The organism is Peribacillus sp. RS7 (assembly GCF_041956845.1).
Classification (GTDB): Bacteria; Bacillota; Bacilli; order Bacillales; family DSM-1321; genus Peribacillus.
Genome location: NZ_CP168135.1, coordinates 1,103,856 through 1,127,815 on the forward strand (window position 1 = coordinate 1,103,856; position 23,960 = coordinate 1,127,815).

Sequence of the window (23,960 nt, forward strand, 5' to 3'; positions counted from 1 at the left end):
TACTTGAAGGGGGCCCACCTTATTTCACTCTACATTACTATGTTTGGAATAAGTGAGCTCGTGGCTTATGGACTGGGTTAATGAATAGTCCAAGCATACTGCATCACATAAAACATGTACGCATTGATCAAACAATGAGCTTAACGGCTGGACGCTTTTCGTTTCATGGTCCAAGCGATTTTTCGTTGCAGCTGGAATCAACAAGACCTCATGCGAGACATTCGCTAAATCGGATTGATCATTCGTCGTGATGGAAAACACCTTGCATCCCATTTCCCTGCCTTTTGCCGCAACCGAAATCACACTTTTCGTCGAGCCGCTACCGCTAATGGCTATGATTAGATCGCCTTTTGCAATAGAAGGCGTAATCGTTTCGCCGACTGCATAAACGTTTACGCCGAGATGCATCAATCGCATCGCAAAGGCTTTAGCCATGAAGCCCGACCTTCCTTCACCTACGATAAAAATCCTGTTTTCCGACTGTAACTGCTTTAGGAGCTCATCCGTTTCCGTTCCGTCCATTTTGTGAAATACACCGTTCACTTCTTCTAAAATAACCGCAATTTCTTTTTTCAAACTTTCTTCACACCTTTCTCCCCATTCATCGTTTCCTTAAATAGACGTGCAGCTTCTGCTGGATTTTTTGCTTGTGTAATCGCCGAGCCAATTATCAAGACATCCACACCCCGCCTGATCATTACAGGCAAGGATGAAAGTGTGATCCCTCCTGCAGCCGCGCTCATGGATCCAGCGTGATTTCTCATATGGATCATGGCATGATCAGCTATCTCCTGGCTATCCTTGCTTACATGCTCACAGAAAATCGCCTGATTGTAAATCCGTAACTGTTCAAGCCGGGAATCGGATACATTCAATAAATCAATCATGATCTGCCCATTGTATTCAAGTGCCTTTTCCAGACATTTTTGGATGGTTACATCTGATGCAGCCCCCATTACCGTAGCTACATCGGCCCCGCCTTGAAAGCAAAGATCCATTTCGTAAGCCGCATTGTCCATCGTCTTCATGTCTGCAACAATCTTTTTATCGGGAAAGTGTTTTCTCATTTCTTTGATGCTATTCGTTCCGAACTCTTTGATCAGGGAAGTCCCCACTTCGATCCAATCAATCGAAGATTCCACGGTTCGTGCCATTTCAATGGCTTCCCCCATATTCATGCGATCCAACGCCAGCTGAATTTTCAAGACGAAACCACCTCCATTTGCTTGACTGATGTAACCGCTGGCTTTTTAACCATCAATGTCAGTAACGCTGAAATCAATAAAGATCCCGCCATGAAAATATAGGATGCTCCAGGCCCGCCAGTCAATCCGTTTAAATATCCGACGAAATAGGCACCTACAAATGAGCCAAGCGCCCCCATGCTGTTAATCAGGGCCATTGCTCCGCCAGCGACATTCCTTGGAAGTATTTCAGGAATGATGGCAAAGAACGGTCCATACGGGGCATACATCGCACCGCCAGCAATGACCAACAGTGCATAAGAAAGCCAGAAATTCGATGTGCCGATCATGAAGGATCCGAAGAATGCGATGGCCCCCACTAGCAGCGATGTCCAAACGAACGTTTTTCGATTCAATGTTTTATCCGAATAATAGGATAGTGTCAACATTGAAATGACCGCTAATAAGTAAGGTCCGGATGAAAGCCAGCCCGTTGCTACTATATCCATATTGGACGCCTGTTTAATAATGGACGGCAGCCACATGACGAACCCATAAACCCCAATGCTCCACATGAAGTATTGGACGCTGAGCACGATGACCTGCTTCGACTTAAAAGCTTCCTTATAATTTTTAACGGGTTTTAATGCGGCCTGTTCTTTCTGGAGGACCATTTCCATATCTTTCTTTTCTTGATCGGTAAGCCACTTGGCATCTTTTGGACGATCATTGACGACCTTATACCAGATGAACGCCCACAGGACAGCCGGAAGTCCTTCAATGATGAACAGCCATCTCCAGTCGAATGCTTTCAATAGGTAGCCTGAAAGGATCGACATCCACAATACAGTAACAGGATTCCCCAGGATCAAAAAGGTGTTGGCCCTGGAACGTTCTTCTTTTAAGAACCAGTGGCTAAGGAAAACGAGCATCGCAGGCATAACAGCGCTTTCAACGACACCCAGAAGGAAGCGAATCGGATAGAGCCATTCCACACTTGTCGCCATACCCGTCAATGTGGCCAGTCCTCCCCAAAGAATCAAGCTCCAGAAAATCAGAATTTTGGCACTTTTCTTTTCCGCGTAATGCGCGCCTGGAATTTGAAAGAAGAAATAACCAAGGAAAAACAACGCGGCCAGAAAGGAAGATACCCCGGCTGTGATATTGAGGTCTTCCCCCATCCCTCCCGCTACACCAAACCCATAATTGGCACGGTCGAGATAGGCGAGGCTGTATGTGATGAACACTAAGGGGATCAATCTCATCCACCTTTTTCGCGAAGCTACCTGTAATTGAGACATGATTGAACCACTCCTTTTTTCATAAAGTGTTCTAGCTCTGCCATATTAGGAAGCCCTTCGTGATCTCCAGAAGACATCACGGCTTTGGCCCCTATCGCATTTCCCCGTACAACTGCTTCTTGATACGTTGCCCCTTCCAATAAAGCGCTTATTACCCCGACTGCAAACCCGTCTCCTGCCCCTACGGTATCTACGACCTTCGTTACAGCAAAACCCGGTACCTCTTTCCTTTCATTCTGGGTCGCAAAGTAGGCGCCTTCTTCCCCAAGTTTAATCACCACAAACTTCACACCGAGTTCGAGATAGTAACTGGCGATATCCTCTTTGTTGCTGTATCCTGTAAGAATTTCACCCTCCTTCATTCCGGGAAGCAGCCAATCCGCCTCTTCCGCAAACCGATTGACGATGTTGATCATCTCCCTTTCATTCGGCCAGAGTGATGGACGCAGGTTTGGATCGAAGGATACGGTTACACCCTTTTGTTTCAGATGATTCAAGACTTCCCACGACAACTCTCTGAAGCTGCTGGAAATCGCAGGAGGTATCCCCGTTAAATGCAGATGCTGAGTTAAAGGGAGCTTCTCCAGGGGAAAATCCTCCAGGGAAATCTTACTGGCGCTTGAATTCTTCCTAAAGTATTCAACGACCGGATCCCCTTGTTCGACTTTCGATTTTAGCTGGAACCCAGTTGGATTGAACGCATCCACTAAAACATTGGAGACATCCACGCCTTCATTTGTTAGCGTTTTCAAAATCATTCGCCCGAACGAATCGTCCCCCACCTTGCTCATCCATGCAGTTTTGATCCCTAACCTTGACAGACCAATCGCTACATTGGTTTCCGCCCCCGCCACATAACGTTTATAACTAAAGCAGTCTTCAAGTTTTCCTGGCTCATCAGCTATGAACATCGCCATTGCCTCTCCCATCGTCAATACCTTAAGCTCGCTCATGGCTAACCTCCCGTTCTGATTTCATGTGTGAAATATAGGTTTCTATATTTTCCAGGGTTATCGGGAATTCAATCGCTCTCGGACAGGCATCACTGAACCTTTCCAATAACTCTATCACCTCAGGCTGCAGCGGCAATGATACCGGCTCGGTCACCCATTCCTCTTTCCCCCGCTTCACTTTTTTCAGATGAATATAGTCTACATATCTCGCTAAATCTTTTGCAGCATTCATTGGAACCTCGTCTGTATACAGCCAGTTCCCCGTATCAAACGTCAATCTAATCGAGATATCAAACTTTTCGGAGCGGTTCAGGAAATGGGCGATCCGGTTTACATTTCCGCCGTCTAGCGTTTGATCGTTCTCGATGGTAATTTTTAATCCGCCGTTTTGCAGATTTTCCGTCAAGACCTCTTTCACTTGAGCCATATCGGTTTCCGAGAAGTGGTAGTTTCCTAGAGGCATCTTTAACAATTCCGCTCCCAGTTCATCCGATTCCCTTGCCAGTCGCTTAAAACCTTGTTCATTGATTTGATAGTTAGGTCCGATCAGGAATTCCGGAGCGGAATAATAAATGTCCAAGTTAAGCTCCTTGCATAAGGCACCCAATTCTTCCAACGTATCATCCTGGCCCAATAGCTCTCTTCTGATTTCGATTCCATCAGCTCCAGCAGCCGCCACTGCTTTTATGATTTCAAGATGTCCGAGCGTTTGAAGCAATTCCTGCGGTAGTGAATTCATGCATACAAAGACTTTCATAATGCTTCCTCCTCCTAATGAACGCTTTAACAAACTAAAATGGTATCGGTACCATTTTGGGTGAAGAATAAAAGTCTTCCATGCTTAGAAGACTTACTTCTGTATAAAAGGCGTCGTTTGTCTGACATTCAACTTCGCTTGATATGCCATTGTTTGGGCTGGAGACACCTGCCCATCAATGCGGCGCAGGATCATTTCCATAGCAGCGACCCCGATTTGGTATGTGGGCTGTTCAATCGTTGTAATACCCGAATAAACAATGGTACTCCAATCCGGATTATCAAATCCCATTATTGCTAAATCTCTAGGTACCGCCAATTTCTTTTCTTGTAATAGTAAAATTAATTTTAATAGCACGACGCTATTTGCCGTCAATATAACTCTTGATACGCCTTTTGAGTCATCTAAAAAATGCTGGAGCTTGGACTCGACATCATGTAAATCGTCGACATTTACCTCATAAACATCTTCTGAACTCGGATGACTGTGGCTCATCAGCGTTTGCTGAAACGATAGCCGCCGTTCATACCTGGTACTGACCTTGCTTGCAGGTTCGCTGAAAAACGCAATCCGTTCATAATTTTGGCCGACGAGATAATTGACCGCTTGGGAAGTAGCCTGAAAATTATCCAATCCTACCGTATCGATTTCAAGATCTGGCACTTTCCGATCCAAAAGGATGATCGGTGTCTTTTGGGCTTGCATCTGTTTTAACATGTCGTGATTTCCGCCAGTCGTATGAATGATAAGACCGTCAATGCGATGGGATAGAAGCATATCAAAATATCCTCTTTCCTTCTCCGGATTATTATCCGAATTGCAAATCATCAGATTATATCCATTCTGGCTGCATATATCTTCAGCCCCCCGAAGGATGGCCGTCGTATATGGATTGTTGATGTCCGCCACGATGATTCCAATCAAATAACTCTTATTACTTTTAAGCCCTCTGGCCATCGTGTTTGGGCGGTAATCCATTTTGTTGATCGCAAACTCGATTTTCTTGCGGGTTTTGTCAGAGAGTTCATCATATCTCCCCCCTAAATACCGGGAAACGGAGGTTTTTGAAACTCCTGCTTCTCTAGCGACATCGTAAATTGTAACTTTTGAATTTTCTCGTTTAACCATTTCATTCATCCATTCGCGAATTTTGGAACCGGTTCCATTTTTATAAATATTAACACATTCCCAATGAATGTCAATCCATTTTATTCATATTTTCCCACATCAAATTTAATAGCAGAGCCTGCTTTTGAAAAAAGAGCTTCTTCTTCCGGTCCGTTCATCCATCAATCACTCTCTCTTGCAGGTTCCTGAATCAATACCGTAAGTACTACAAAACACTCTTGGTTGAAACATTGAAAACTACATTTACCGTGCAGCATCTGGAAAACAAAGTAGTATCACTGCACCAGGGTTGCCTTAGGAAATGAATCACTATTCAATCATTCTTATACTCCGAATGCGCCGTTCGATCATAATTCAGAAGATTTAACGATAGACTTTTTTGCACATAAAGATATAAAGGCTGGCGAGGAAATCACGATCGAAATTGATGATAAATCACCCTTATGGTTTTATGTCATCGAGTAGGAGTTTTTGCCATTTCATTTAAAAAGAATCCATTTTGATCAATCTTTCGTCAAAATGGATTCTTTATTCGTTTTAACGTTACATTTTAGTCGGCGCTGAAATTCCCAATAAACTTAGCGCATCCTTTAATACCGTCGCTACGGAAAAAGCGAACGAGAGCTTCATTTGTTTCCATTCATCTTCAACCAAGATTTTCGTATGTGCATAATACTTATTGAATGCGCGTGATAACTGCAAGCTGAATTTCGCGATTTGTGATGGGTCGGCTTGTTCAAATGATTTTTGGACAATGATCGGATATTGCTCCAGCAGCTGGAGTACTGACCAAGCATATTCTCCTAAAGCTTCAAAATGGATGGCCTGCTCTTTATATTCACCTTTCTCAAGCAATGATGAAATTCGCGCAAATGTGTACTGTACATACGGACCCGTTTCTCCCTCAAAATTCATCATTTGCTCTAATGAAAAATCAATATCGTTCATGCGGTGATTTTTTAAATCATTAAAGATTACCGCTCCGACACCAACCTGTTTCGCAACCAGTTCTTTCTGTTCAAGTGCCTGATTTTTTTCTTCGATATTGCGCTTTGCAGTTTCGATTGCCTCTGCCAATACATCCGCAAGCAGCACGACTTTCCCTTTACGTGTCGACATTTTCTTACCGTCTTTTAACATCATGCCAAATGCTACGTGCTGTAAGTCATTTGACCAATCGTACCCCATTTTCCCAATCACGTTAAAGAGTTGTTTAAAATGCAGGGATTGTTCGTTTCCTACAACGTAAAATGTTTTCTTCGCATCATACTGCTTTTTACGATACAGTGCTGCTGCTAAATCACGCGTCGCATAAAGTGTCGCACCGTCCGTTTTCGTAATCAAGCAAGGCGGCATATCTTCCAATTCCACGACATAAGCACCTTCGGAAAGGGTAAGTAAGCCTTTTTCATTCAATTCCTCGACAACAACATCCATCTTGTCATTGTAAAACGCTTCGCCAGCATAGGTATCAAAACGGATGCCCAATAAATCATAAATCGTATCGAATTCTTTTAAAGACGCATCCCTGAACCATTTCCATAGTGCCAGTGCCTCCTCGTCTCCATCTTCAAGCGACTTGAAGCTAGCGCGTGCTTGGTCATTCAACGATTCATCCGTTTCAGCCATAGCATGGAACTTCACATAGATTTTCAATAATTCTTGAATCGGGGAAGCTTCGATTGCCTCTTTGTCTCCCCACAGCTTATACGCGACAATCAATTTGCCGAATTGCGTGCCCCAATCCCCTAAATGATTAATACGCACGGCATTGTAGCCATTTTTTTCAGCAATGTTAGCCAGTGCATTCCCTATGACCGTTGAGCGTAAGTGCCCCATGGAAAAAGGCTTGGCAATATTCGGGGATGAATAATCAATCACGACATTTTCCTGTACAGGCTGCTTCGAACCATACTGCTCCTTCTCACTTAATATGGTTTGCAGCACATTTTCCGTCACCATCTTTTGATTGACGAAGATATTCAGATAGCCACCCACTACGTTCACTTCGTGGATCAATTGACCGTTTAATTGCTCAGCTATTTCAGACGCAATAACTTGAGGTGATTTTCTAAATTTTTTTGCAAGTGTAAAGCACGGAAAGGCGACATCACCTAACTCAATTAATTTAGGCTTTTCCATTAATTTTTCTATTTCACTTGCCTGCAATTCATTGTTTAAAGCAGTTGAAATTAATGCTGCAATTGTTTTATTCATCGTCATTTCCCCTCCTAAAAAAACAAAAAAGCCCCCGTCTCTAAATAAGAGACGAGAGCATAGATTCCCGTGGTACCACTCTAGTTGCCACAAATCGTGACCACTTTCCATTGTTAACGAGGTGACTCCCCGATGTTCCCTACTAAACGTTTCAAGAAATTTCTCCAAAGTGCGCTTCATTCATCCGTCCTGCATTAGGCTCACACCGTCCCTAACTCGCTTTCCATTTCAAAATGAACTACTCTCTTTATCACAGAATTTTCAATATTATGATTTAATCCATCGTACACAATTTAAAAATACGTGTCAACACAGGATTTCAGATCCAACCGGTTATTAAGCCTCAATATGACTAACCAGCCGGTAACTTCATTTTATCCTTTATGGTTGAAAAATATTTCCTTACGGTACCAATTGGGTTTCTTTGCTGATTAGATGGTTCATTTGTGGTTTGACCATCGGCTAACAGGCCTAACACTCCCATTTCCCGGGTATTATTGTTGGAAGACTCATCTGTAAGTTCGGGGGAGTATATACGCTCGCCATCCATTATTCTGCGAATCGAGCAGGCTAACTCTTCGCTCGGGCCATCCTTCAATAAATAACCACTTACATTAGCTTTTAACGCAAGTTGAAAATAACCAGTCCTTCGAAATGTCGTTAATATAATCACTTTGCATTCAAATGAATTTAAAGCTTCTGCTGCCTCAAGTCCGCTCATTACAGGCATCTCCATATCCATGATACAAACATCAGGCTGTAATTGGTTCACAAGAGTGATCGCTTCTTCTCCATTACTGGCTTGCCCGACAATTTCTATATCTTCTTCAAGATTGAGTAGAGAACTTATTGCCTCTAACAGCATTTGCTGATTCTCTGCAATGACAATTCGAATCATTTTAAGTTCTCTCCTTTATCGAGTCGCTTATATGAAGCAAAGACTCCCCCTAATCCAAGGATTATTAAGGGAGTCTGGAATGATTCATGAACGTTACAGTTCAGATTTCACTTGAGCGGAAACGCTTTTTTTCGTTAAATATTTTATGTCTTTGAAGCCAACAAAATTCTTGTTTTTCTCATCCCATAAACGGAAACGGAGTGAGCTCAAGCTTGTCGCAAGAGTAATCGTTGGAACGTTCTCTAATGGCTGCGTATTATTGTGCGCCATTTCCAATTTATAGTTAGGTACCCTTGGACTTAAATGGTGAACATGATGGTAACCGATATTACCAGTAAGGAACTGCATCAGTTTTGGAAGCTTATAAAAAGAACTTCCTTCCACTGCTGCCAATACATATTCCCACTCCTCATTTTCTTCAAAATAAGAGTCCTCAAATGTATGCTGGACGTAAAACAGCCAAATGCCCACTGAACCAGAAATCATGAAAATGGAACCTTGTACTAAAAGAAACGTCTGCCAACCTACTGCCAGGCAAAGTAATGCCACTAAAACAACGATTATTGCATTCGTCAAATAAGTATTCATTTTTTCCTTCTTTCTAGCACCTTTACGGTTAAATCTATTCTTAAGAAGGAAAACATAAATTGGACCTATTCCAAACATAACCAATGGATTGCGATAAAAACGATAGGCAAAACGAAGCTTAAGCGGTGCAGCCAAATATTCATCCACCGTAAGGGTCCAAATGTCTCCTGTACCCCGCTTATCTAAATTACCGCTTGTTGCGTGATGCACAGAATGCTCATGCCCCCATTGATCAAAAGGGAATAAAGTCAAAACACCCATGATTGTCCCGACTATTCTATTCGCACGGCGGCTTTTGAAAAATGAATGATGCGTACAATCATGAAAAATAATGAAAATTCTTGTCAGGAAACCAGCAGCCAACACAGCTGGAATTAAAGTTAACCAATAAGAAACGGAAAGGCTTATATATGCTAGGTACCATAAAATGATGAACGGTCCCAATGTATTGACGATCTGCCATATACTTTCCTTTGTCGTTGATTGTTCAAAAGGAGCAATTTGTTTTCTCAAGTTTTTAGTGTTTTGTATAGTCATTAATCAATTGCACTTCCTTTTATTTGTCGTTATTTCATATTATAAAGAAATCAACCTTAAATTATTAGTACCAGGTGTCATGACTAGAAGATGACAAATGTCATGTACAAGTTTTTTTTAGCCTGCACATAAATGAAAAACCTTACCCAAAAACCAAAACGAGAATAGGCCAACCAGTGACAACTGGTTAACCTGTTCATAAGTATAGCATTTCTATATCGTTCTCCAATAAGGCTTGGCAACATTTTTTGACAATACAACAGTAAGTAAAATGATTTTAGAGAGATGTTTATTATCGACAAATGCTACTTATGATAGGCTTAGACTATAAGGATTTACCAGGTGAAAAACTGTAAAGGAGGATTTAAATGGATAAGGAAATCGAAAAAATAATTGTAAAATCATTTTTCACCAAAAGGCTCCAAGATAGAGTTCTGTTCGAATTGTCTTCAAACAAGAAACGCAAAGATGCCTTAAGTCGACTTTGTCATACTTACAGAACAACTCTTCGTGAAGAATATATCATTGAGATCCCAAAACCTAATTCAGATCCAGTAGATATAGCAAAGTTACTGAAACAGAATGGTGCTGAAGACTCTTGTTATGTAATATCCTGGGATAAAGATATTGATGGTAAGGAGCTCCCCTTATTAACCGCCTTAGAAAAAGCCGTTGGGATGGGAATGCCGTCAATCATATCCTGTATCCCAAATAAACTCGCTTATTTTGAAGCTGAACAAGAAGTCCTTCCATCTCCAAGATTTTTACTTAAAAGAAAACAATAAATATTTGCATACACAAATAGTCCTTTTTCTAGATGAAAAATCAACATTAACCTTTAGTTACTCCCCTTTTAAAAATAAATAAAGACCGTAATCCGTTGAAATTGAAGCGTAACCCATTTGGCGTAACATGGCTGTGATATTGCCACGATGGTATGTTCCATGATTCACGACATGTGGCCCCAATTCGGCTACACATGTTTTCATTAGGCCGCCAGATGGGTTCTCAATTACGCTAAATGTAGGTCCTAATAGACAAGTCTATATGGGATATAGAGTGATATATGCTGTCGAAACAGGCGAAAACCACACAGTCAATATCTACAATGGGGATATCATTTCTAAGAAAAAAGATAAAGTCAATAAAATTAAGCACGGCGAATACACAAACTAGTCGACTATTAAACCATCAATCTAAAAAAAAGATTAGCTCATGGCTAATCTTTTTTATTTAGGCTATGTTAAATTCTAATGTTGATATTTGACCATAAGAAAACCGCCTTGGTGAAAAGGCCGTTCATTGAGCTATCGTCCCCGTAGTTAAATAAATTAGTTGTGTCTGTTTTTATTGAGTGTCTTCGTCGCTTTTGTACTCCAAAAATTACCTGGCTGACAATCCAAAGTCTTACATATCCGTTAATCATTCATTTTTTGACTTTATATCTGGGGCATTTTTTAATGGCTTTTGAAGTGCGTCCACAATGGCTGCGATGATACTTGTTGCTAAAATACCCATTAGACATAATGATGTAGGACCCGCTGCATCATCACTACCTGTAACTTTAGCAAGCACCCTTAAGCTTACTATTCCTAACAAAATGAGGAAAATGACTGTAAAAGCACATTTCTTTATAATCTTCAAAGATTTAAGGGATAATTCAGAGAAAGCATTGTTCTTTTCGATGTAGGTTAATAGTTTATATGCTTGATACAACGCAACAGAAAACGCAATACAGAATCCGTATGCACATACTAAAAAGGGGATTAGGAAGTAAGCCGTATCTGGATGTACCCTTGCATCTCTAACGGCTATCTCAGGCAACCAGATACACAAAGCAAGCACTGCAATTCCAGCCAGAAAAATAATTACCTTTAAGAAAGTGGTTGAACCTCGTTTAACATTCATTTAAAACACCTCACTTATTTAATGACAACATGATTTTAGCATATCATTTATCGTTTTACAATAAATTTATATTGTTTTTATTTATATTGTTATTGAAATATCCTTCTAATTTTGACAAAAATAAAAAGCACTTCTCATTACAAAGAAATGCTCTTACTTTAAAATGTTAAATTTACAACTTGTTCAACAAAACTGCCCGTTAGCTTAACAAGAATAAGCAGAGAGCCGAAGTTTGGTATTCGTGTCGGTCACAGTAAATAGGCACGATTTGACCAACATAACAGCAGAATCGTAATCCTTTTTAGATTCCCCATTTCCTTCTATATAGGGCCTTTCCACAATGTACCTCTATTTTAAAGCTATTTACCATAGTAAACTAGTAAAGTTAAAATTGACGTAATTTAAGGGGAATAAAATAATAGTGAAAAAATTCTTTGGATGTCTTATTATGTTAAGCCTTCTTTGTATATGTCTCTGTCCTGCCAGTGGTGAAGCATCAAGTAAAACCCTTGACATAGGTTCCGTTAAGGAAGGCAATACGAAGGTTTTCAGTTCTCCTAAACTAGGTTCCACTATATTACAGACCTTAAAAAAGGGCGAGGAATTTCCCGTCATTTCTTCTGTCGCCGGGGATTCTGCGAAGCCTATTATACATACAGTAAAGACTGGAAACACCTTATGGAAAGTAGCAAATCAATATGGAGTTTCAGTAAGTGCGTTACAGAAAGAAAACAAGTTAACCTCTTCCGAAATTACTGTTGGCCAAAAATTGAAGATTCCTCAAAAATATAAGATCCATACGGTTGGATCAGGCGATACATTGTGGAAGATTTCTTCTACATATAAGGTAGCCACAAGTGATTTGACTAAATTGAATAACTTACGTACAACTTCCCTTAAAGTTGGCCAAAAATTGAAGATTCCGGAATATTACTACCAGGTTCAATTGCTTGGAGGTAAAAAGGGATGGATAAAGAAATCCCATCTTCAAAAAAAAGCGCAAAACCGCATCGTCATGGGCTGGAAACATAATGGATCGAAAGAAAACTACACCCAACAACTTAAACACCCCAATTTAAATGTAGTATCTCCCCGTTCCTATACGCTGACGAATACCGGTAATTTCGTTTCCGTTTCTGTAGATACAAAATACGTTCAATACGCTCATAAACAAGGAAAACAAGTTTGGCAACTTATCGGTAATAAATTCGATCCTGTTTTAACTGGTTCTATACTAGGCAATACAAAAAAACGTCAGAAACTAGTTTCAGCTTTACGTGATTCACTTGTTCAAACTAAAAGTGATGGATTAAATGTAGATTTTGAAAACATTGATCCAAAAAATAAGAAAGACTTTGTACTTTTCATAGGTGAATTAAAAAAGGCCCTAAAACCCCATGGCATCAAACTATCTGTGGATGTCACCCGAGAAAATGACGATCCTTTTTGGTCAAAAAGTTTAGATAGGAAAGCACTTGGCAAAATAGCGGACTACATAATCATAATGGGTTATGACGAGCATTGGGGAGGTAGCCCAGTAGCCGGGTCCGTTTCCTCGTTACCTTGGATCAAAGAAGGAACTAAGCTTTTAATGAAAGAAGTACCAGCTCATAAGATTATATTGGCTGTCCCATTTTATACGAGAGAATGGGTAACCGATTTATCGACCAATAAAGTGAAAAGTCATGACCGTACCATGGCTGAGGTCAACAAAATCATTTCATCTCATGGACTTAAAAAGGTATGGGATAAAAAGACCTCACAAAATTATGTGGAGTATACTTCCAAAGGGAAAAAGCATCAAATATGGATAGAAGATAAAAAATCGATGACCCTTCGTCTTGACTTGGTAAAACAAAATCATCTAGGCGGTGTAGCTGCTTGGTACATTGGAGCAGAAACTCCTGACATTTGGGATGTATATCATTTTAATAAATAGGTTAATAGAAAAATCATAAAGGAAAAAGGCCTCACATTGTGTGCGGCCTTTTCTGCATGACATCATTTTCAGTCGGTCTTGTCGTCTTAAGTGAATAGACCACCCCAATGAATATTAGTGAAATGCCCAAGATTTGAATCCTGTCAGGTTGAAATCCTGAAAGCAGAATATCCAAAAGGATGGCAACTGCCGGATCGACAAAAATCATGAAGGATACTACATTTGTGGGCAAATGACGGATACTATTAAAAAACAGAAGATACACGACGCCTGTATGGATGATGCCGGTAAGTATCGTATAAAACCATTCGGAAGAATGCAGGGTTGTGTAGATTGAAAAATTAACAAAAGGAATCAGTAATAGAAATCCAATGAACATTTGCAGAAAAGTGGTCGCATATACACTCGTCTTTGTAATGCTCTTTCCTAAAAGCATGGTTGCCGCATAGAAAAATGCAGCTATGATTCCATACATGATACCTTCCCATTCAGGAGATGATGATCGAAATCCATCTGTTCCCATAATGAATAATGTGCCAATGAAACATAATGAAATGGCCAGGATGGAGAATAAAGTCATTTTCTCCCTAAATATGAAGCTCCCTATGATGAGTACGATGATCGGGGCTAAATGATAGAGCGAAATGGCAATTGTCACGGATATCAGTTCAAATGATTTAAAGAGGAATATCCAGTTTAACAAGTTGGCCACGGCGCAGAATATGATGAGCATCACCTCTCTACCGTTCCATTTTTCGTTCTTGAAATTCCCTGTAATCATCCAGGCTGCACATAAGAATATGGCAGCACAAATGCAGCGAACAAATACCAACTCCAGTGCTGGGAGTCCTGATAGTTCTGAAAAGAAACCGACAGAACCAAAGATTGTCATTGCTAAAGACAGTTGAATAAGTGCTATTTTATTCATTTAATTTCTCCTTATATAATCACCTATTATTTTACATTAATGTAACTAATACTATCACTTCTCGGGCATTCCGTCACGAGTGATGATATTCTCCCACATTTGCTCTGGAATCATCAATTTACACCTGCTATCGCGCGGCAAGGTTGTCATGATTTGTTCTTCCTTACCTTCCTTTATTTTGGCGGCCCAGTCCGGTTCCATCAGCAATTCCCTCCCCAGCGCGAAAAGCGGTATATTTTTCTCAAGCACACCATTTGCTTCTTCTGGAGTATTAATCGATCCGAGTGATATGAAACTGGTTCTGCCAGCAATGATATCGCGGATGATTTCCGTCCTTGTTAACCCCATGTTCAAGCCGCTTCTAGGCATGGACCAGACATTTTTAACGGAAAGATGTAAATAGGAAAGCTCTTGGCTTGCCAATTTATCCACCAATGCAGCTGTGTCATCCATTTTCATTCCGCCTTCTTCCGGTTCTTCGGGGGAGAAGCGATAGCCTATAATGAAATCTTTGTCTGCGTATAGATCACGTATCCGTTTCACTTCCGCGATGACGGCAAGTGGAAAATGCATTCTATTCTCCAAATTCCCGCCCCATTGATCTCTCCGCCTGTTAGAGTGGGGTGAGAAAAACTGCTGAAGGAGATATCCATTCGCACCATGGATTTCCACACCGTCGAATCCTGAACGAATGGCATGGCGAGTGGCTCTTCCAAAGTCTTGAATAGTGGAGATGATCTCCGTGTGACTCATTGGCCTTGGAATGTATTCCCCGCCCATTTCTTTATAAACGCTTGCAATGATTCCACTCGGACTAACCATACGTTCTCCGCCTGTACAGCTTGGAAGGCTATCGCTTCCCCCATGATGAAGCTGGAGAATTGCTTTTGCACCTTTTGATTTGATTGTTTTTGAAAGCTGTGTGAGTCCAGCGATGCTTTGTTCATCATATACTTTCATTTGCCGGGGAAAGCTTGTAGCAACAGGGGATATGGTGGCCGCAGCAGTAATGAACATGGCAGGTCCATCTGCCCTTCTTTTATAGTAAGCTAGTTCCTGGTCAGAAACCAAGCCATCCTCTTGAGCAGAATAAGTGGTCATTGGCGCAACTACAATCCTGTTTTTAAGAATCGTTCCATTAGAAAGCGTGTACGGTGAAAAAATTTGGCTGTATTTCCGTTTCATCATTTTCCCATCACCCATTCGTATTTTATTTTTTCTAATTTTATTGTATTCTCGACCCTAACATAAGTAAAATGAATGTTTTTCATAACTTACATTAGAACTTCTCATGTATAATTCATTAGAAGAAAGGTGTGGGGCATTTGAATTTTTTTCAGTTGGAAGTCTTCTTACATGTTGTTGAACACGGAAGTTTCACGAAAGCGGGAGACCGGATCGGACTGACTCAATCAGGCGTGAGCCATAACATTACGGCCCTTGAAACGGAACTTGGTGTGACTTTATTAAAACGTGATCGAAAAGGAGTAACACTCACCACTGCTGGAGAACAGGTTATTCCACATATGCGGGCCATTGCTGCCAATCTTGCACATATCGAACAAAAGATTGCAGCTGTGAATGGAATGGAAATCGGGAAGATAACGATTGGCAGTTTTCCAAGCTTCACTGCCAGATTCATACCGATACTATTCTCTATCTTTAATGAAAAATACCCTACTATTGAATTGCTGATTCATGAAGGAGGATATGATGAAATCTTAAAATGGATAGAAGAAGGAACAGTGGACATCGGCTTTGCAGCAAAACCAGTTAAGAATGTGGAATTCATCCATCTGCTAACAGATCCTTTATCAGCCGTCGTATACGAAGGCCATCCACTTTCAGGGAAAACCGGAATCAATCTTGAGGACTTCGCTGATGAACCATTCATCATGCTGCGATCCGGCTGTGAAACACTCATCGAGGATAGATTCCTTGATGCCAAAATAAAACCAAACATTTCATACGACATTAAAGACAATCAAACGGTGCTCTCAATGGTGGCAGGAAAATTAGGCATCTCAATTATGCCCGACTTGGCTATACCTGAAAAACCGGAACGTATAAAAAGCCTGCCCTTGACTCCGGAAATTTCCCGGGAGATCGGATTGGTCATGAAATCATCCAAAGACCTTTCACCAGCAGCCAAGGAATTTTCAAACGTCGTTCAAGATTATTTCCGAAAGTAGAAAAACATAATGAAGAAAAAAAAGAATCCCCTTTCATGAAAAAGGGGATTCTTTTCGTGCAGTGATCATCCAAAGAATAGATCCAGCAGATTACTGCCTGCCGATGATTGCTTATTATAAAACTCCGAATAACCGCAATTCTTGCAATACACAACCGTAAATTGATTATTCTGGACATCGAACATTTTTGACAATCCTGTTCCAGTCATGGCTACGTCCTTCTTAGCAGCATCATTGCTTCCGCATTTCATGCATCCCTTTTCATTCATGATCCTTCATCTCCCAATTTATAAATAATAATGCCGATAAATACCGGAGCTTCCCAGCACCGTTCATAATTAAATATACGGATAACGTGATAAATGGTTTCGGAACTCATGCAAAATATGTAAATTACATTGAATACTGTTTTTATTGGCTGCCTTTTTTATTTTTAGATTTTATGGTAAGCAAAGCATTATACACACTAATTGCAAAATAATAGAGTAAAATCATATGCAGAGCATCACTTATAGGAACGGGGGTATCATCAAGCTTAAAAATGGCAAATAATGCATATACCCCAACAAATATGATTGGATAAATGATGTAATGGTAGCAGAAATTTTTAATGAACATATTCTTTATCGCATCGCTTTCTTATTTACTTAAACGGCCAAATTATTTAATATGGAACACTCTTATAAATCTTACTTTAAATTAGATTCTAATCATTCTTTTCGGTGAAAAAACATCAAATAACATCTGCATCATCTAATCGTATTTCTGCAACCTTTCCACCTTGAACACACCAAAATTCTAAAGTAATATGCCGTTTATGGTCAATGTAGCCGATAATGTCCGCTCCCTGTTCATAACTTTTATAATAATGATCTCCGTACTTCGAAAGAACTTCTGCTTTCTTACTCCCTAATTTAATCCCTTTGCTTGTTTGAAGGGAGCTTTCAAATAGAGCGTCGTCCGTACTTGAAATGATTAACCGCACAATTTTCCCTTTATCTTCGTCTGAATTTATAGAGGCCGTTTTTAACCCGCCTTTCCAATAATAATAATTATATGAATAGTTATTATCCTGATCGATGGGTTCTCCATATTCTTTTATAAATTCTGGACTCGATATGTTATCCATAACTTTATATCCCCCGATAGATTCATCAGACAAATCCGTTGATTTTGTCAATTTCTCAGAGAATGCCGAGTACACATAGAAACCTAATGTGGTTCCAATAATAATAAGTACAATTACTAACTTTCGTTTATAATGGGTTTTTCCCATCTCTAAATCTACTCCATCCATATCGGAAATAAAGTATTGGCAATACCGTTTTCCTTTTTGAACTTTAACCTAACTGAATTAGTCGATTCGCGCGTGAAGTCATTTTCGATTATCTTCCCTGTTGTAAAACTAAAAAGGAGGTACTAACTAGAAAACAGAACAGAACTGATTCCCATTATGAATCCTCCGCCTATCCCAATCGCTACTCCAAAAACCGTCCATTGTGATATGATCATACCTATTAAAAATAAAGAGAATCCTATAAGTCCAATTAACAGAACCTTTTTTTTATTCATTTTGCACCCCTATTACCCAATTGGAATATCCTTATATTATCTTATACGGATAAAATTGGTTAAGGTTTCATTCTGTACCAGATTCAATGATCCAATCGAAGTAAGAAGAGTATATCTAGTAGATTCAAATACCCTCCGTTTTTTCCCATGATAAAATCCCCTTCAAACAGAGGTGTAACACCACGATCGCTCGTGGTCTTTTTACACGTTCCATTTAAAGGGGACGGGAATTGAATATTTATATTATATTTCAATAAAGTTTATGAATCATCAATTGCGATATTCCAATAGTTTTTCATTCAAGTTCTTTGTTTGTGCATAGATTTCTTGGTAAATCAGGAATAAGGCTTCATACTTTTCAGCATTCTCTTTATTGGGCATGTACTGTTTCTCTTCTTTTATGAATTGGGCTGCACATTCCTTTAAAGAATCGAACCAGCCGCAGCCATAAGCCGCTAACATGGCCGCCCCCAAGCCTGGGCCTTGTTCACTTGATAGCCTGACAATTTTCGAATTGAATATGTCCGCTTGCATTTGCAGCCACGCTTCGTTTTTGGCACCTCCGCCAATCGAAATGATTGTATCGATATTTTTTCCGCTCCTGCGGAAGATATCAATGGATTCATTCAAGGAGAAAGTGATGCCTTCAAGGACGGCCCGTACAAAGTCTTTACGCTGATGGGAGCCATCGATTCCAATGAAGCTTCCGCGTATTGCCGCATCTGCATGCGGGGTCCTTTCGCCCACTAAGTATGGAGTGAATAAAAGTCCATTAGATCCGACGGGCACATCACCTACATCTGCCAATAACGTTTCAAATGATTCACCTTTGGCAAAAACTTCTTTAAACCAAGTGAGGCTGTAGCCTGCTGCCAAGGTTACTCCCATCGTGTAGAAGGCATCAGGTGCACCGTGATTAAAGTAGTGGACTTTTCCTTGAAAATCCCTGTCATCCCTTGCTTCATAGGACAATATCACTCCTGAAGTGCCGATGCTGCAGAGTGTTTTTCCGTCTTCTAAAATGCCAGCGCCAATGGCACCGCAAGCATTGTCTGCTCCGCCTGCAAATATACGGGTGGAAACGGTTAGCCCCGTGCGTTCTGCCACTTCGTCCGTTATCCTGCCCACTTCCGCATGTGATTCGACCAATGTCGGACATAGCCCGATATCAAGACCAAGCATCTCACAGATTTCTTTACTCCATTCCTTCTCGCTGACATTCAATAATAATGTGCCGGCTGCATCGGAGTATTCCATATGTAATTCCCCAGTCAGTTTATATCTCAGATAATCCTTTGGAAGGACGAATTTCGCTGCATTTTTAAATACTTCAGGCTCATGCTCTTTCACCCATAGGATTTTGGGTAAAGTGAATCCTTCTAATGCAGGGTTTTTCGTTATTTCCAACAGTCGTTCTTCCCCGACCGTGTCGTAAATGGTCTGACACTGATCGGTCGTCCGCGTATCATTCCAAAGGATGGCATCACGCAATACACGGTTTTCTTCATCCAGCAGGACAAGTCCATGCATTTGCCCGGAAAAACTGATCCCTTCAATATCTTCCGGGTTTCCATCAAAGCTTTTCAGTAGCTCGGCAAGCCCGGCAACTGTCTGTTCCACCCACGTGTCAGGGTCCTGTTCACTGTAGCCTGTTTTCAGATGAATCAATGAATAGGATTTAGCTACTTCCTGCATGACCTCGCCATGTTGATTCACGAGTAAAATTTTTACCGCACTTGTCCCCAGATCGATACCGATTACGTATTTCATGGCAGCACCTCATTCTATTAAGCTTTATTCCCCTGCGTAAGCTCTTAACAAATATTGGTTGATCGTCCCTTTAACTTTCTCCAAGCGTCCTGATTGATTTTTGATTTCTTTCAATCCAAGCGCATATTCTTCCAGTTTACGAAGGTCTGTATTCCCTTCGACGATTTCCAACCCGATTCCTTCTGTATAGCTGCTATAGCGGTTTTCAATCACATCATCAAGGATTCTATCGTCGATCAACTTTTGGGCAACCTTCAGGCCGGCTGCAAAACTGTCCATTCCTGCAATGTGTGCATGGAATAGGTCTTCCAATTCAAATGAACCACGGCGGACTTTAGCATCAAAGTTCAAGCCACCACGGCCTAAACCGCCATTTTTAATGATTTCATACATTGCCAGGGTTGTAGAGTACAAGTCGGTTGGGAACTCATCCGTATCCCAGCCCAATAATGGATCTCCCTGATTGGCATCAACGGATCCAAGCATACCATTTATCCGTGCATAGCGAAGCTCGTGTTCGAATGTATGGCCGGCAAGAGTGGCATGGTTTGCTTCAATATTAAATTTGAAGTGATCTTGGAGACCATAATTCTGCAGGAATGCATGACCGGTCGCTACATCGAAATCGTATTGATGTGTTGTCGGCTCTTTCGGTTTTGGTTCAATCAGGAATTGTGCATCGAACCCGATTTCTTTCGCATAATCGACCGCCATATGGAAGAAACGCCCGAGGTTATCCAATTCAAGCTTCATATCGGTGTTAAGCAGCGTTTCATATCCTTCACGTCCGCCCCAGAATACATAGTTTTCCGCGCCTAGTTCCTTACCGATTTCCAATCCTTTTTTTACCTTCGCAGCAGAATAGGCGAAAACATCCGCATTATTTGAAGATGCTGCGCCATGAGTGAAACGGGGGTTCGTGAAGTTATTCGCCGTATTCCAAAGCAATTTCGTTTGACTATCTTTCATATAGTCTTTGATCATTGCGACGATTTCATCTAAGTTGTTATAGGTTTCTCTCAAATTACTTCCTTCAGGAGCAATATCGGCGTCGTGGAAACAGAAGAATGGTACACCTAGTTTTTCAAAGAATTCGAAGGCCGCTTCTACACGCGCTTTTGCCATATCCATTCCACTGAATTTGTCCCATGGACGGATCATCGTGCCTGCACCAAATGGATCTGACCCATCGGCAGTGAATGTATGCCAATATGCCACGGCATATCGCAGGTATTCCTTCATTGTCTTCCCGCCGATGACCTCCTCCGGATTGTAAAATTTAAATGCATATGGATTTGAAGAGGTGGCACCTTCATAATTTATTTTACTGATGTTGTTAAAATAGGACATTGTTTTTACCCCCTTATTATTTCATGAATGATATCCGGTAAATGTAACTGCTTACATTTCCATTATAGCAACACTAAGTTAGTTTGTACATTAGATAAACTAAGTTTATTAAAATACCCCCATTTTACTAGTTAATCATGTAAAATGAGTAATGTAGTCTTATTATTGGCGTGAATTAAGCCGCTCCCTCTCTAAGTTCACCCATCATGCAGCTCATTCCAAGGAGGAACGACACATTTATGGACAATGCCAGCCGGGTCATTTATAACATACTTGAATGGATCACTAAATTCGCTTACCTGCATATTCTGTGGATATTTTTCACTATTGCAGGCGGAGTCCTTTTCGGATTCTTTCCATCCACAACAGCCATGTTCGCGATCATCCGGGATTGGTTAAGAGGAAACACCGATATTCCCCTCTTTAAAACCTACTGGAAATTTTTCAAACGCGATTTCTTGAAAAGTAATGGACTGGGAATATTCATCACAGCCATTGCCGGCATCATCGGCATCGACCTCTACTATATCCAGAATCATATAAACGATGTTTTGACATGGACTTACATCCCGTTATTCGCCTTCATCTTAGTATTCACTATATTCATATTCTATCTATTTCCTGCCTTTGTTCATTATGACTTACCTGTGTTCAAGGTCATGAAGAATGCTTTTTTGATCATGTTGATCAATCCGCTCAACAGCTTTTTAATCCTGCTTTGCCTAGGCTTGCTTTTCATGGTGATGAGAACACTTCCGGCACTGGCCTTCATTTTCGGCGGAAGCACTTATGCCTTCATTACAATGTGGCTTTGTTTACATGCTTTCAATAAAGTCCAAGGAAAACAGAATAAATAAATAAAAAAATCACCCACCGTTTTATCGATTCGCTTCGGTGTGGTGATTTATTTTATCGCTCTTTATCCTTTCACGGCACTCGAAGAAATCCCTTCGACGACTTTATTGCTAAAGAAGACGAATGCAAGCAATATCGGTAGGATACTAATAATTAATGTAGCCCCGATTGCCCCCCAGTCCGTCATATATTGCCCGATGAAGTTTTGGATGCCCACTGTCAGCGTTTTATATTTATCTGAACTTATAAACGTATTGACGAATACGAATTCATTCCAATTATAAATCATATTGATAATGACGGTTGTGGACATGACCGGTAACGTCATCGGAAGAATGACCTGGAAGAACATCCGGTGGACCGAACATCCATCTATGATGGCTGCCTCTTCTATTTCAACCGGCAAAGTATAGTAGAACCCAAGCAGGATCATCATGGTGATGGGCAAGTTATAAGCCGTATACGTTATAACGATCGACCATGGATTATCAATCAGATTAATATTTAAGAACATGCTGAATAAGGGGATTATTGCGGAATGAATCGGGATCATCAGGCCAACCATGAACAATCCCAACACAAGCTTGCTTAATTTCCACCTCATCCGTGAAATGGCGAAAGTGGCCATGCTCGCTAATAAAACGGTAAGAATGATCGCTATGCCTGTAATCCAAATACTATTCCAGAAGTAAACGCCTATACCGCTTTCCCAAACCTTCGCATAATTTTCCCATCTTAATTCAGCTGGCCATGCAAACGGAGAACCTGAGAAGATTTCACGGTTATCCTTTAAGGAAAACAGGAATAGCCAAATGACCGGGAAGATTTGAAAAACAGCTACCAGCGTTAATAAGAGATAGAGAAAAAAGTAACCCACGCGCCCCATTATGTAACCCTCCCTTAGTATTGGATTTCTTCTTTTGTCGCTGTAACTTTACGGACGAAGACCGTCACGATCAGGGTGATGATCAATAACAAAAAGCCAACTGCACTGCCATAGCCGAAGTTATTGCTCGAGAAGGCCAGCTTATACATGTAGGATGCCATGACCTCACTAGAACCGTTCGGTCCGCCGCCAGTCATTACGTAAATCAGGTCAAAGTATTTCAAGGATCCGACCACAGCCAATACTATGGTCACCTTAACCACACCCATTATTAATGGCAATTTGATTTTGCAAGCGATTTGAAAACTGGTTGCCCCATCGATTTTTGCCGCTTCCACCAATGATTCAGGAATGTTTTTCAAAGCTGCATAATAAATCAAAATATAAAAACCGGCATATTGCCATAAGATCGGGATGAATATCGCATAGAGCACAATAGTTGGCTCCGCCAGCCATGCCGGGGGATTTTCGACCCCGATTGCCATAAGCAGACTATTCAACATTCCGTTCGTCGGGTTAAACACCTTAATCCAAAGCTGAGCTATCGCAACTGAAGACAAAAGCATCGGAATCAAATATATTTTCCTTAAAAGATCGGATCCTTTTATTTTTGAAGCTAACACAAGTGATATTGCTAAATAGATCACTAAACTGAGTGTAGAGAATATCGCCAGCAAAAAGGAATGCCAGGCACTATACCAAAATTTATCGTCTTTCAATGCTTCGGTGTAATTTTCCAGCCCAATGAATTCCATGGGGCCGATACCATCCCACTTCATCAATCCATAATATCCCGTTAAAAATAATGGGATGAATATGAGTACAGCGATTAATAAGAGTGCAGGAAGGACGTACAAGGCTATAATCCACTTATTGGACATTACTTTATTCATAACCATTCAACCCCATCGTTATAAAAAGTTGAAAAGGACCATCCATCATCAAGGATATGCCCTCCTCATGTTTTGACTAAGATTACATAAAGTGAAATCAATTT

Annotated in this window: 23 protein-coding genes, 2 pseudogenes and 1 other annotated feature; of the genes and pseudogenes, 5 read left to right on the plus strand and 20 right to left on the minus strand. The window is 40.7% G+C overall.

Annotated elements, in window-relative coordinates; genetic code table 11:
• Positions 1-24 precede the first annotated feature (24 nt).
• From hxlB to ACDZ29_RS05665, 6 genes are all read right to left on the minus strand, one after another.
• Complete coding sequence (gene hxlB / locus ACDZ29_RS05640; RefSeq protein ID WP_375090281.1) at positions 25-576, minus strand: 6-phospho-3-hexuloisomerase; 552 nt, start codon at positions 574-576, stop codon at positions 25-27.
• Positions 573-1,205 (minus strand): 3-hexulose-6-phosphate synthase, encoded by a 633-nt coding sequence (hxlA, locus tag ACDZ29_RS05645; RefSeq protein ID WP_375090282.1) that lies wholly within the window; start codon positions 1,203-1,205, stop codon positions 573-575. The genes hxlB and hxlA overlap by 4 nt, the downstream gene beginning before the upstream one ends.
• Positions 1,202-2,485: an MFS transporter gene (locus ACDZ29_RS05650; RefSeq protein WP_289326459.1), complete on the minus strand. Its 1,284-nt coding sequence runs from the start codon at positions 2,483-2,485 to the stop codon at positions 1,202-1,204. Before ACDZ29_RS05650 ends, hxlA begins: the two co-directional genes overlap by 4 nt.
• Entirely contained in the window at positions 2,467-3,438 is a 972-nt protein-coding gene (locus tag ACDZ29_RS05655; protein ID WP_375090284.1) for a sugar kinase, read from the minus strand. The genes ACDZ29_RS05650 and ACDZ29_RS05655 overlap by 19 nt, the downstream gene beginning before the upstream one ends.
• The gene (locus ACDZ29_RS05660) at positions 3,425-4,195 is read right to left on the minus strand and encodes a sugar phosphate isomerase/epimerase family protein (RefSeq protein ID WP_375090285.1); all 771 of its coding nucleotides are present in this window, start codon (positions 4,193-4,195) and stop codon (positions 3,425-3,427) included. Before ACDZ29_RS05660 ends, ACDZ29_RS05655 begins: the two co-directional genes overlap by 14 nt.
• Positions 4,196-4,288: 93 nt before the next feature.
• Positions 4,289-5,332, minus strand: a complete 1,044-nt coding sequence (locus ACDZ29_RS05665; RefSeq protein ID WP_370016399.1) for a LacI family DNA-binding transcriptional regulator — start codon at positions 5,330-5,332, stop codon at positions 4,289-4,291.
• 345 nt (positions 5,333-5,677) lie between these two features.
• Here ACDZ29_RS05665 and ACDZ29_RS05670 point away from each other — a divergent pair.
• Positions 5,678-5,788 (plus strand): annotated as a pseudogene (locus ACDZ29_RS05670) (SET domain-containing protein-lysine N-methyltransferase); the annotation flags it as partial.
• Positions 5,789-5,866: 78 nt separating this feature from the next.
• On the opposite strand, the gene argS reads toward ACDZ29_RS05670, so the two are convergent.
• The 3 genes from argS to ACDZ29_RS05685 form a co-directional block, all read right to left on the minus strand.
• On the minus strand, positions 5,867-7,546 hold the full coding sequence (gene argS / locus ACDZ29_RS05675; protein WP_375090287.1) for an arginine--tRNA ligase: 1,680 nt from the start codon (positions 7,544-7,546) through the stop codon (positions 5,867-5,869).
• Positions 7,547-7,584: 38 nt separating this feature from the next.
• Positions 7,585-7,803: a binding site (T-box leader), on the minus strand.
• An 89-nt stretch (positions 7,804-7,892) separates the two neighbouring features.
• The gene (locus ACDZ29_RS05680; RefSeq protein ID WP_375090288.1) at positions 7,893-8,438 is read right to left on the minus strand and encodes a response regulator transcription factor; all 546 of its coding nucleotides are present in this window, start codon (positions 8,436-8,438) and stop codon (positions 7,893-7,895) included.
• A 93-nt stretch (positions 8,439-8,531) separates the two neighbouring features.
• On the minus strand, positions 8,532-9,563 hold the full coding sequence (locus tag ACDZ29_RS05685) for a fatty acid desaturase (protein ID WP_375090290.1): 1,032 nt from the start codon (positions 9,561-9,563) through the stop codon (positions 8,532-8,534).
• Positions 9,564-9,931: 368 nt separating this feature from the next.
• Between ACDZ29_RS05685 and ACDZ29_RS05690 the strand changes: the two genes are divergently transcribed.
• Positions 9,932-10,348 carry a hypothetical protein gene (locus ACDZ29_RS05690; RefSeq protein ID WP_289314901.1) on the plus strand — a complete coding sequence of 139 codons (417 nt, stop codon included), beginning with the start codon at positions 9,932-9,934 and terminating at the stop codon, positions 10,346-10,348.
• 57 nt (positions 10,349-10,405) lie between these two features.
• On the opposite strand, the pseudogene ACDZ29_RS05695 reads toward ACDZ29_RS05690, so the two are convergent.
• Together ACDZ29_RS05695 and ACDZ29_RS05700 are read right to left on the minus strand one after the other, a co-directional pair.
• Positions 10,406-10,576: pseudogene (locus tag ACDZ29_RS05695) on the minus strand (DinB family protein); the annotation flags it as partial.
• A gap of 409 nt (positions 10,577-10,985) precedes the next feature.
• On the minus strand, positions 10,986-11,471 hold the full coding sequence (locus tag ACDZ29_RS05700) for a DUF2975 domain-containing protein (protein ID WP_098372987.1): 486 nt from the start codon (positions 11,469-11,471) through the stop codon (positions 10,986-10,988).
• Between the two features lie 448 nt (positions 11,472-11,919).
• Between ACDZ29_RS05700 and ACDZ29_RS05705 the strand changes: the two genes are divergently transcribed.
• Positions 11,920-13,410, plus strand: a complete 1,491-nt coding sequence (locus ACDZ29_RS05705; RefSeq protein WP_375090293.1) for a LysM peptidoglycan-binding domain-containing protein — start codon at positions 11,920-11,922, stop codon at positions 13,408-13,410.
• 31 nt (positions 13,411-13,441) lie between these two features.
• Here the strand turns inward: ACDZ29_RS05705 and ACDZ29_RS05710 are convergent, their stop codons facing one another.
• Both ACDZ29_RS05710 and ACDZ29_RS05715 read right to left on the minus strand, forming a co-directional pair.
• Positions 13,442-14,338, minus strand: a complete 897-nt coding sequence (locus tag ACDZ29_RS05710) for a DMT family transporter (RefSeq protein WP_375090295.1) — start codon at positions 14,336-14,338, stop codon at positions 13,442-13,444.
• A 54-nt stretch (positions 14,339-14,392) separates the two neighbouring features.
• Positions 14,393-15,526: an NADH-dependent flavin oxidoreductase gene (locus tag ACDZ29_RS05715; RefSeq protein WP_375090296.1), complete on the minus strand. Its 1,134-nt coding sequence runs from the start codon at positions 15,524-15,526 to the stop codon at positions 14,393-14,395.
• Positions 15,527-15,663: 137 nt separating this feature from the next.
• On the opposite strand from ACDZ29_RS05715, the gene ACDZ29_RS05720 reads away from it, so the two are divergent.
• Positions 15,664-16,530 carry a LysR family transcriptional regulator gene (locus ACDZ29_RS05720; RefSeq protein WP_375090297.1) on the plus strand — a complete coding sequence of 289 codons (867 nt, stop codon included), beginning with the start codon at positions 15,664-15,666 and terminating at the stop codon, positions 16,528-16,530.
• A 65-nt stretch (positions 16,531-16,595) separates the two neighbouring features.
• Here the strand turns inward: ACDZ29_RS05720 and ACDZ29_RS05725 are convergent, their stop codons facing one another.
• From ACDZ29_RS05725 to xylA, 5 genes are all read right to left on the minus strand, one after another.
• A complete protein-coding gene (locus ACDZ29_RS05725) occupies positions 16,596-16,799 on the minus strand; it encodes a zinc ribbon domain-containing protein (protein WP_098373407.1) in 204 nt (67 codons plus the stop codon).
• Between the two features lie 464 nt (positions 16,800-17,263).
• Complete coding sequence (locus ACDZ29_RS05730) at positions 17,264-17,827, minus strand: hypothetical protein (protein WP_375090298.1); 564 nt, start codon at positions 17,825-17,827, stop codon at positions 17,264-17,266.
• A 122-nt stretch (positions 17,828-17,949) separates the two neighbouring features.
• Positions 17,950-18,102, minus strand: coding sequence for a hypothetical protein (locus ACDZ29_RS05735; protein ID WP_375090300.1), 153 nt, complete (start codon positions 18,100-18,102; stop codon positions 17,950-17,952).
• Between the two features lie 270 nt (positions 18,103-18,372).
• The gene (xylB, locus tag ACDZ29_RS05740; protein ID WP_375090301.1) at positions 18,373-19,872 is read right to left on the minus strand and encodes a xylulokinase; all 1,500 of its coding nucleotides are present in this window, start codon (positions 19,870-19,872) and stop codon (positions 18,373-18,375) included.
• Between the two features lie 24 nt (positions 19,873-19,896).
• Positions 19,897-21,222 (minus strand): xylose isomerase, encoded by a 1,326-nt coding sequence (xylA, locus tag ACDZ29_RS05745; RefSeq protein ID WP_370016412.1) that lies wholly within the window; start codon positions 21,220-21,222, stop codon positions 19,897-19,899.
• Positions 21,223-21,461: 239 nt separating this feature from the next.
• On the opposite strand from xylA, the gene ACDZ29_RS05750 reads away from it, so the two are divergent.
• Positions 21,462-22,079, plus strand: coding sequence for a YesL family protein (locus ACDZ29_RS05750; RefSeq protein WP_289326477.1), 618 nt, complete (start codon positions 21,462-21,464; stop codon positions 22,077-22,079).
• A 62-nt stretch (positions 22,080-22,141) separates the two neighbouring features.
• On the opposite strand, the gene ACDZ29_RS05755 is transcribed toward ACDZ29_RS05750, so the two are convergent.
• Complete coding sequence (locus ACDZ29_RS05755; protein WP_370016413.1) at positions 22,142-22,963, minus strand: carbohydrate ABC transporter permease; 822 nt, start codon at positions 22,961-22,963, stop codon at positions 22,142-22,144.
• 14 nt (positions 22,964-22,977) lie between these two features.
• On the minus strand, positions 22,978-23,856 hold the full coding sequence (locus ACDZ29_RS05760; RefSeq protein WP_375090303.1) for a carbohydrate ABC transporter permease: 879 nt from the start codon (positions 23,854-23,856) through the stop codon (positions 22,978-22,980).
• Positions 23,857-23,960 lie beyond the last annotated feature (104 nt).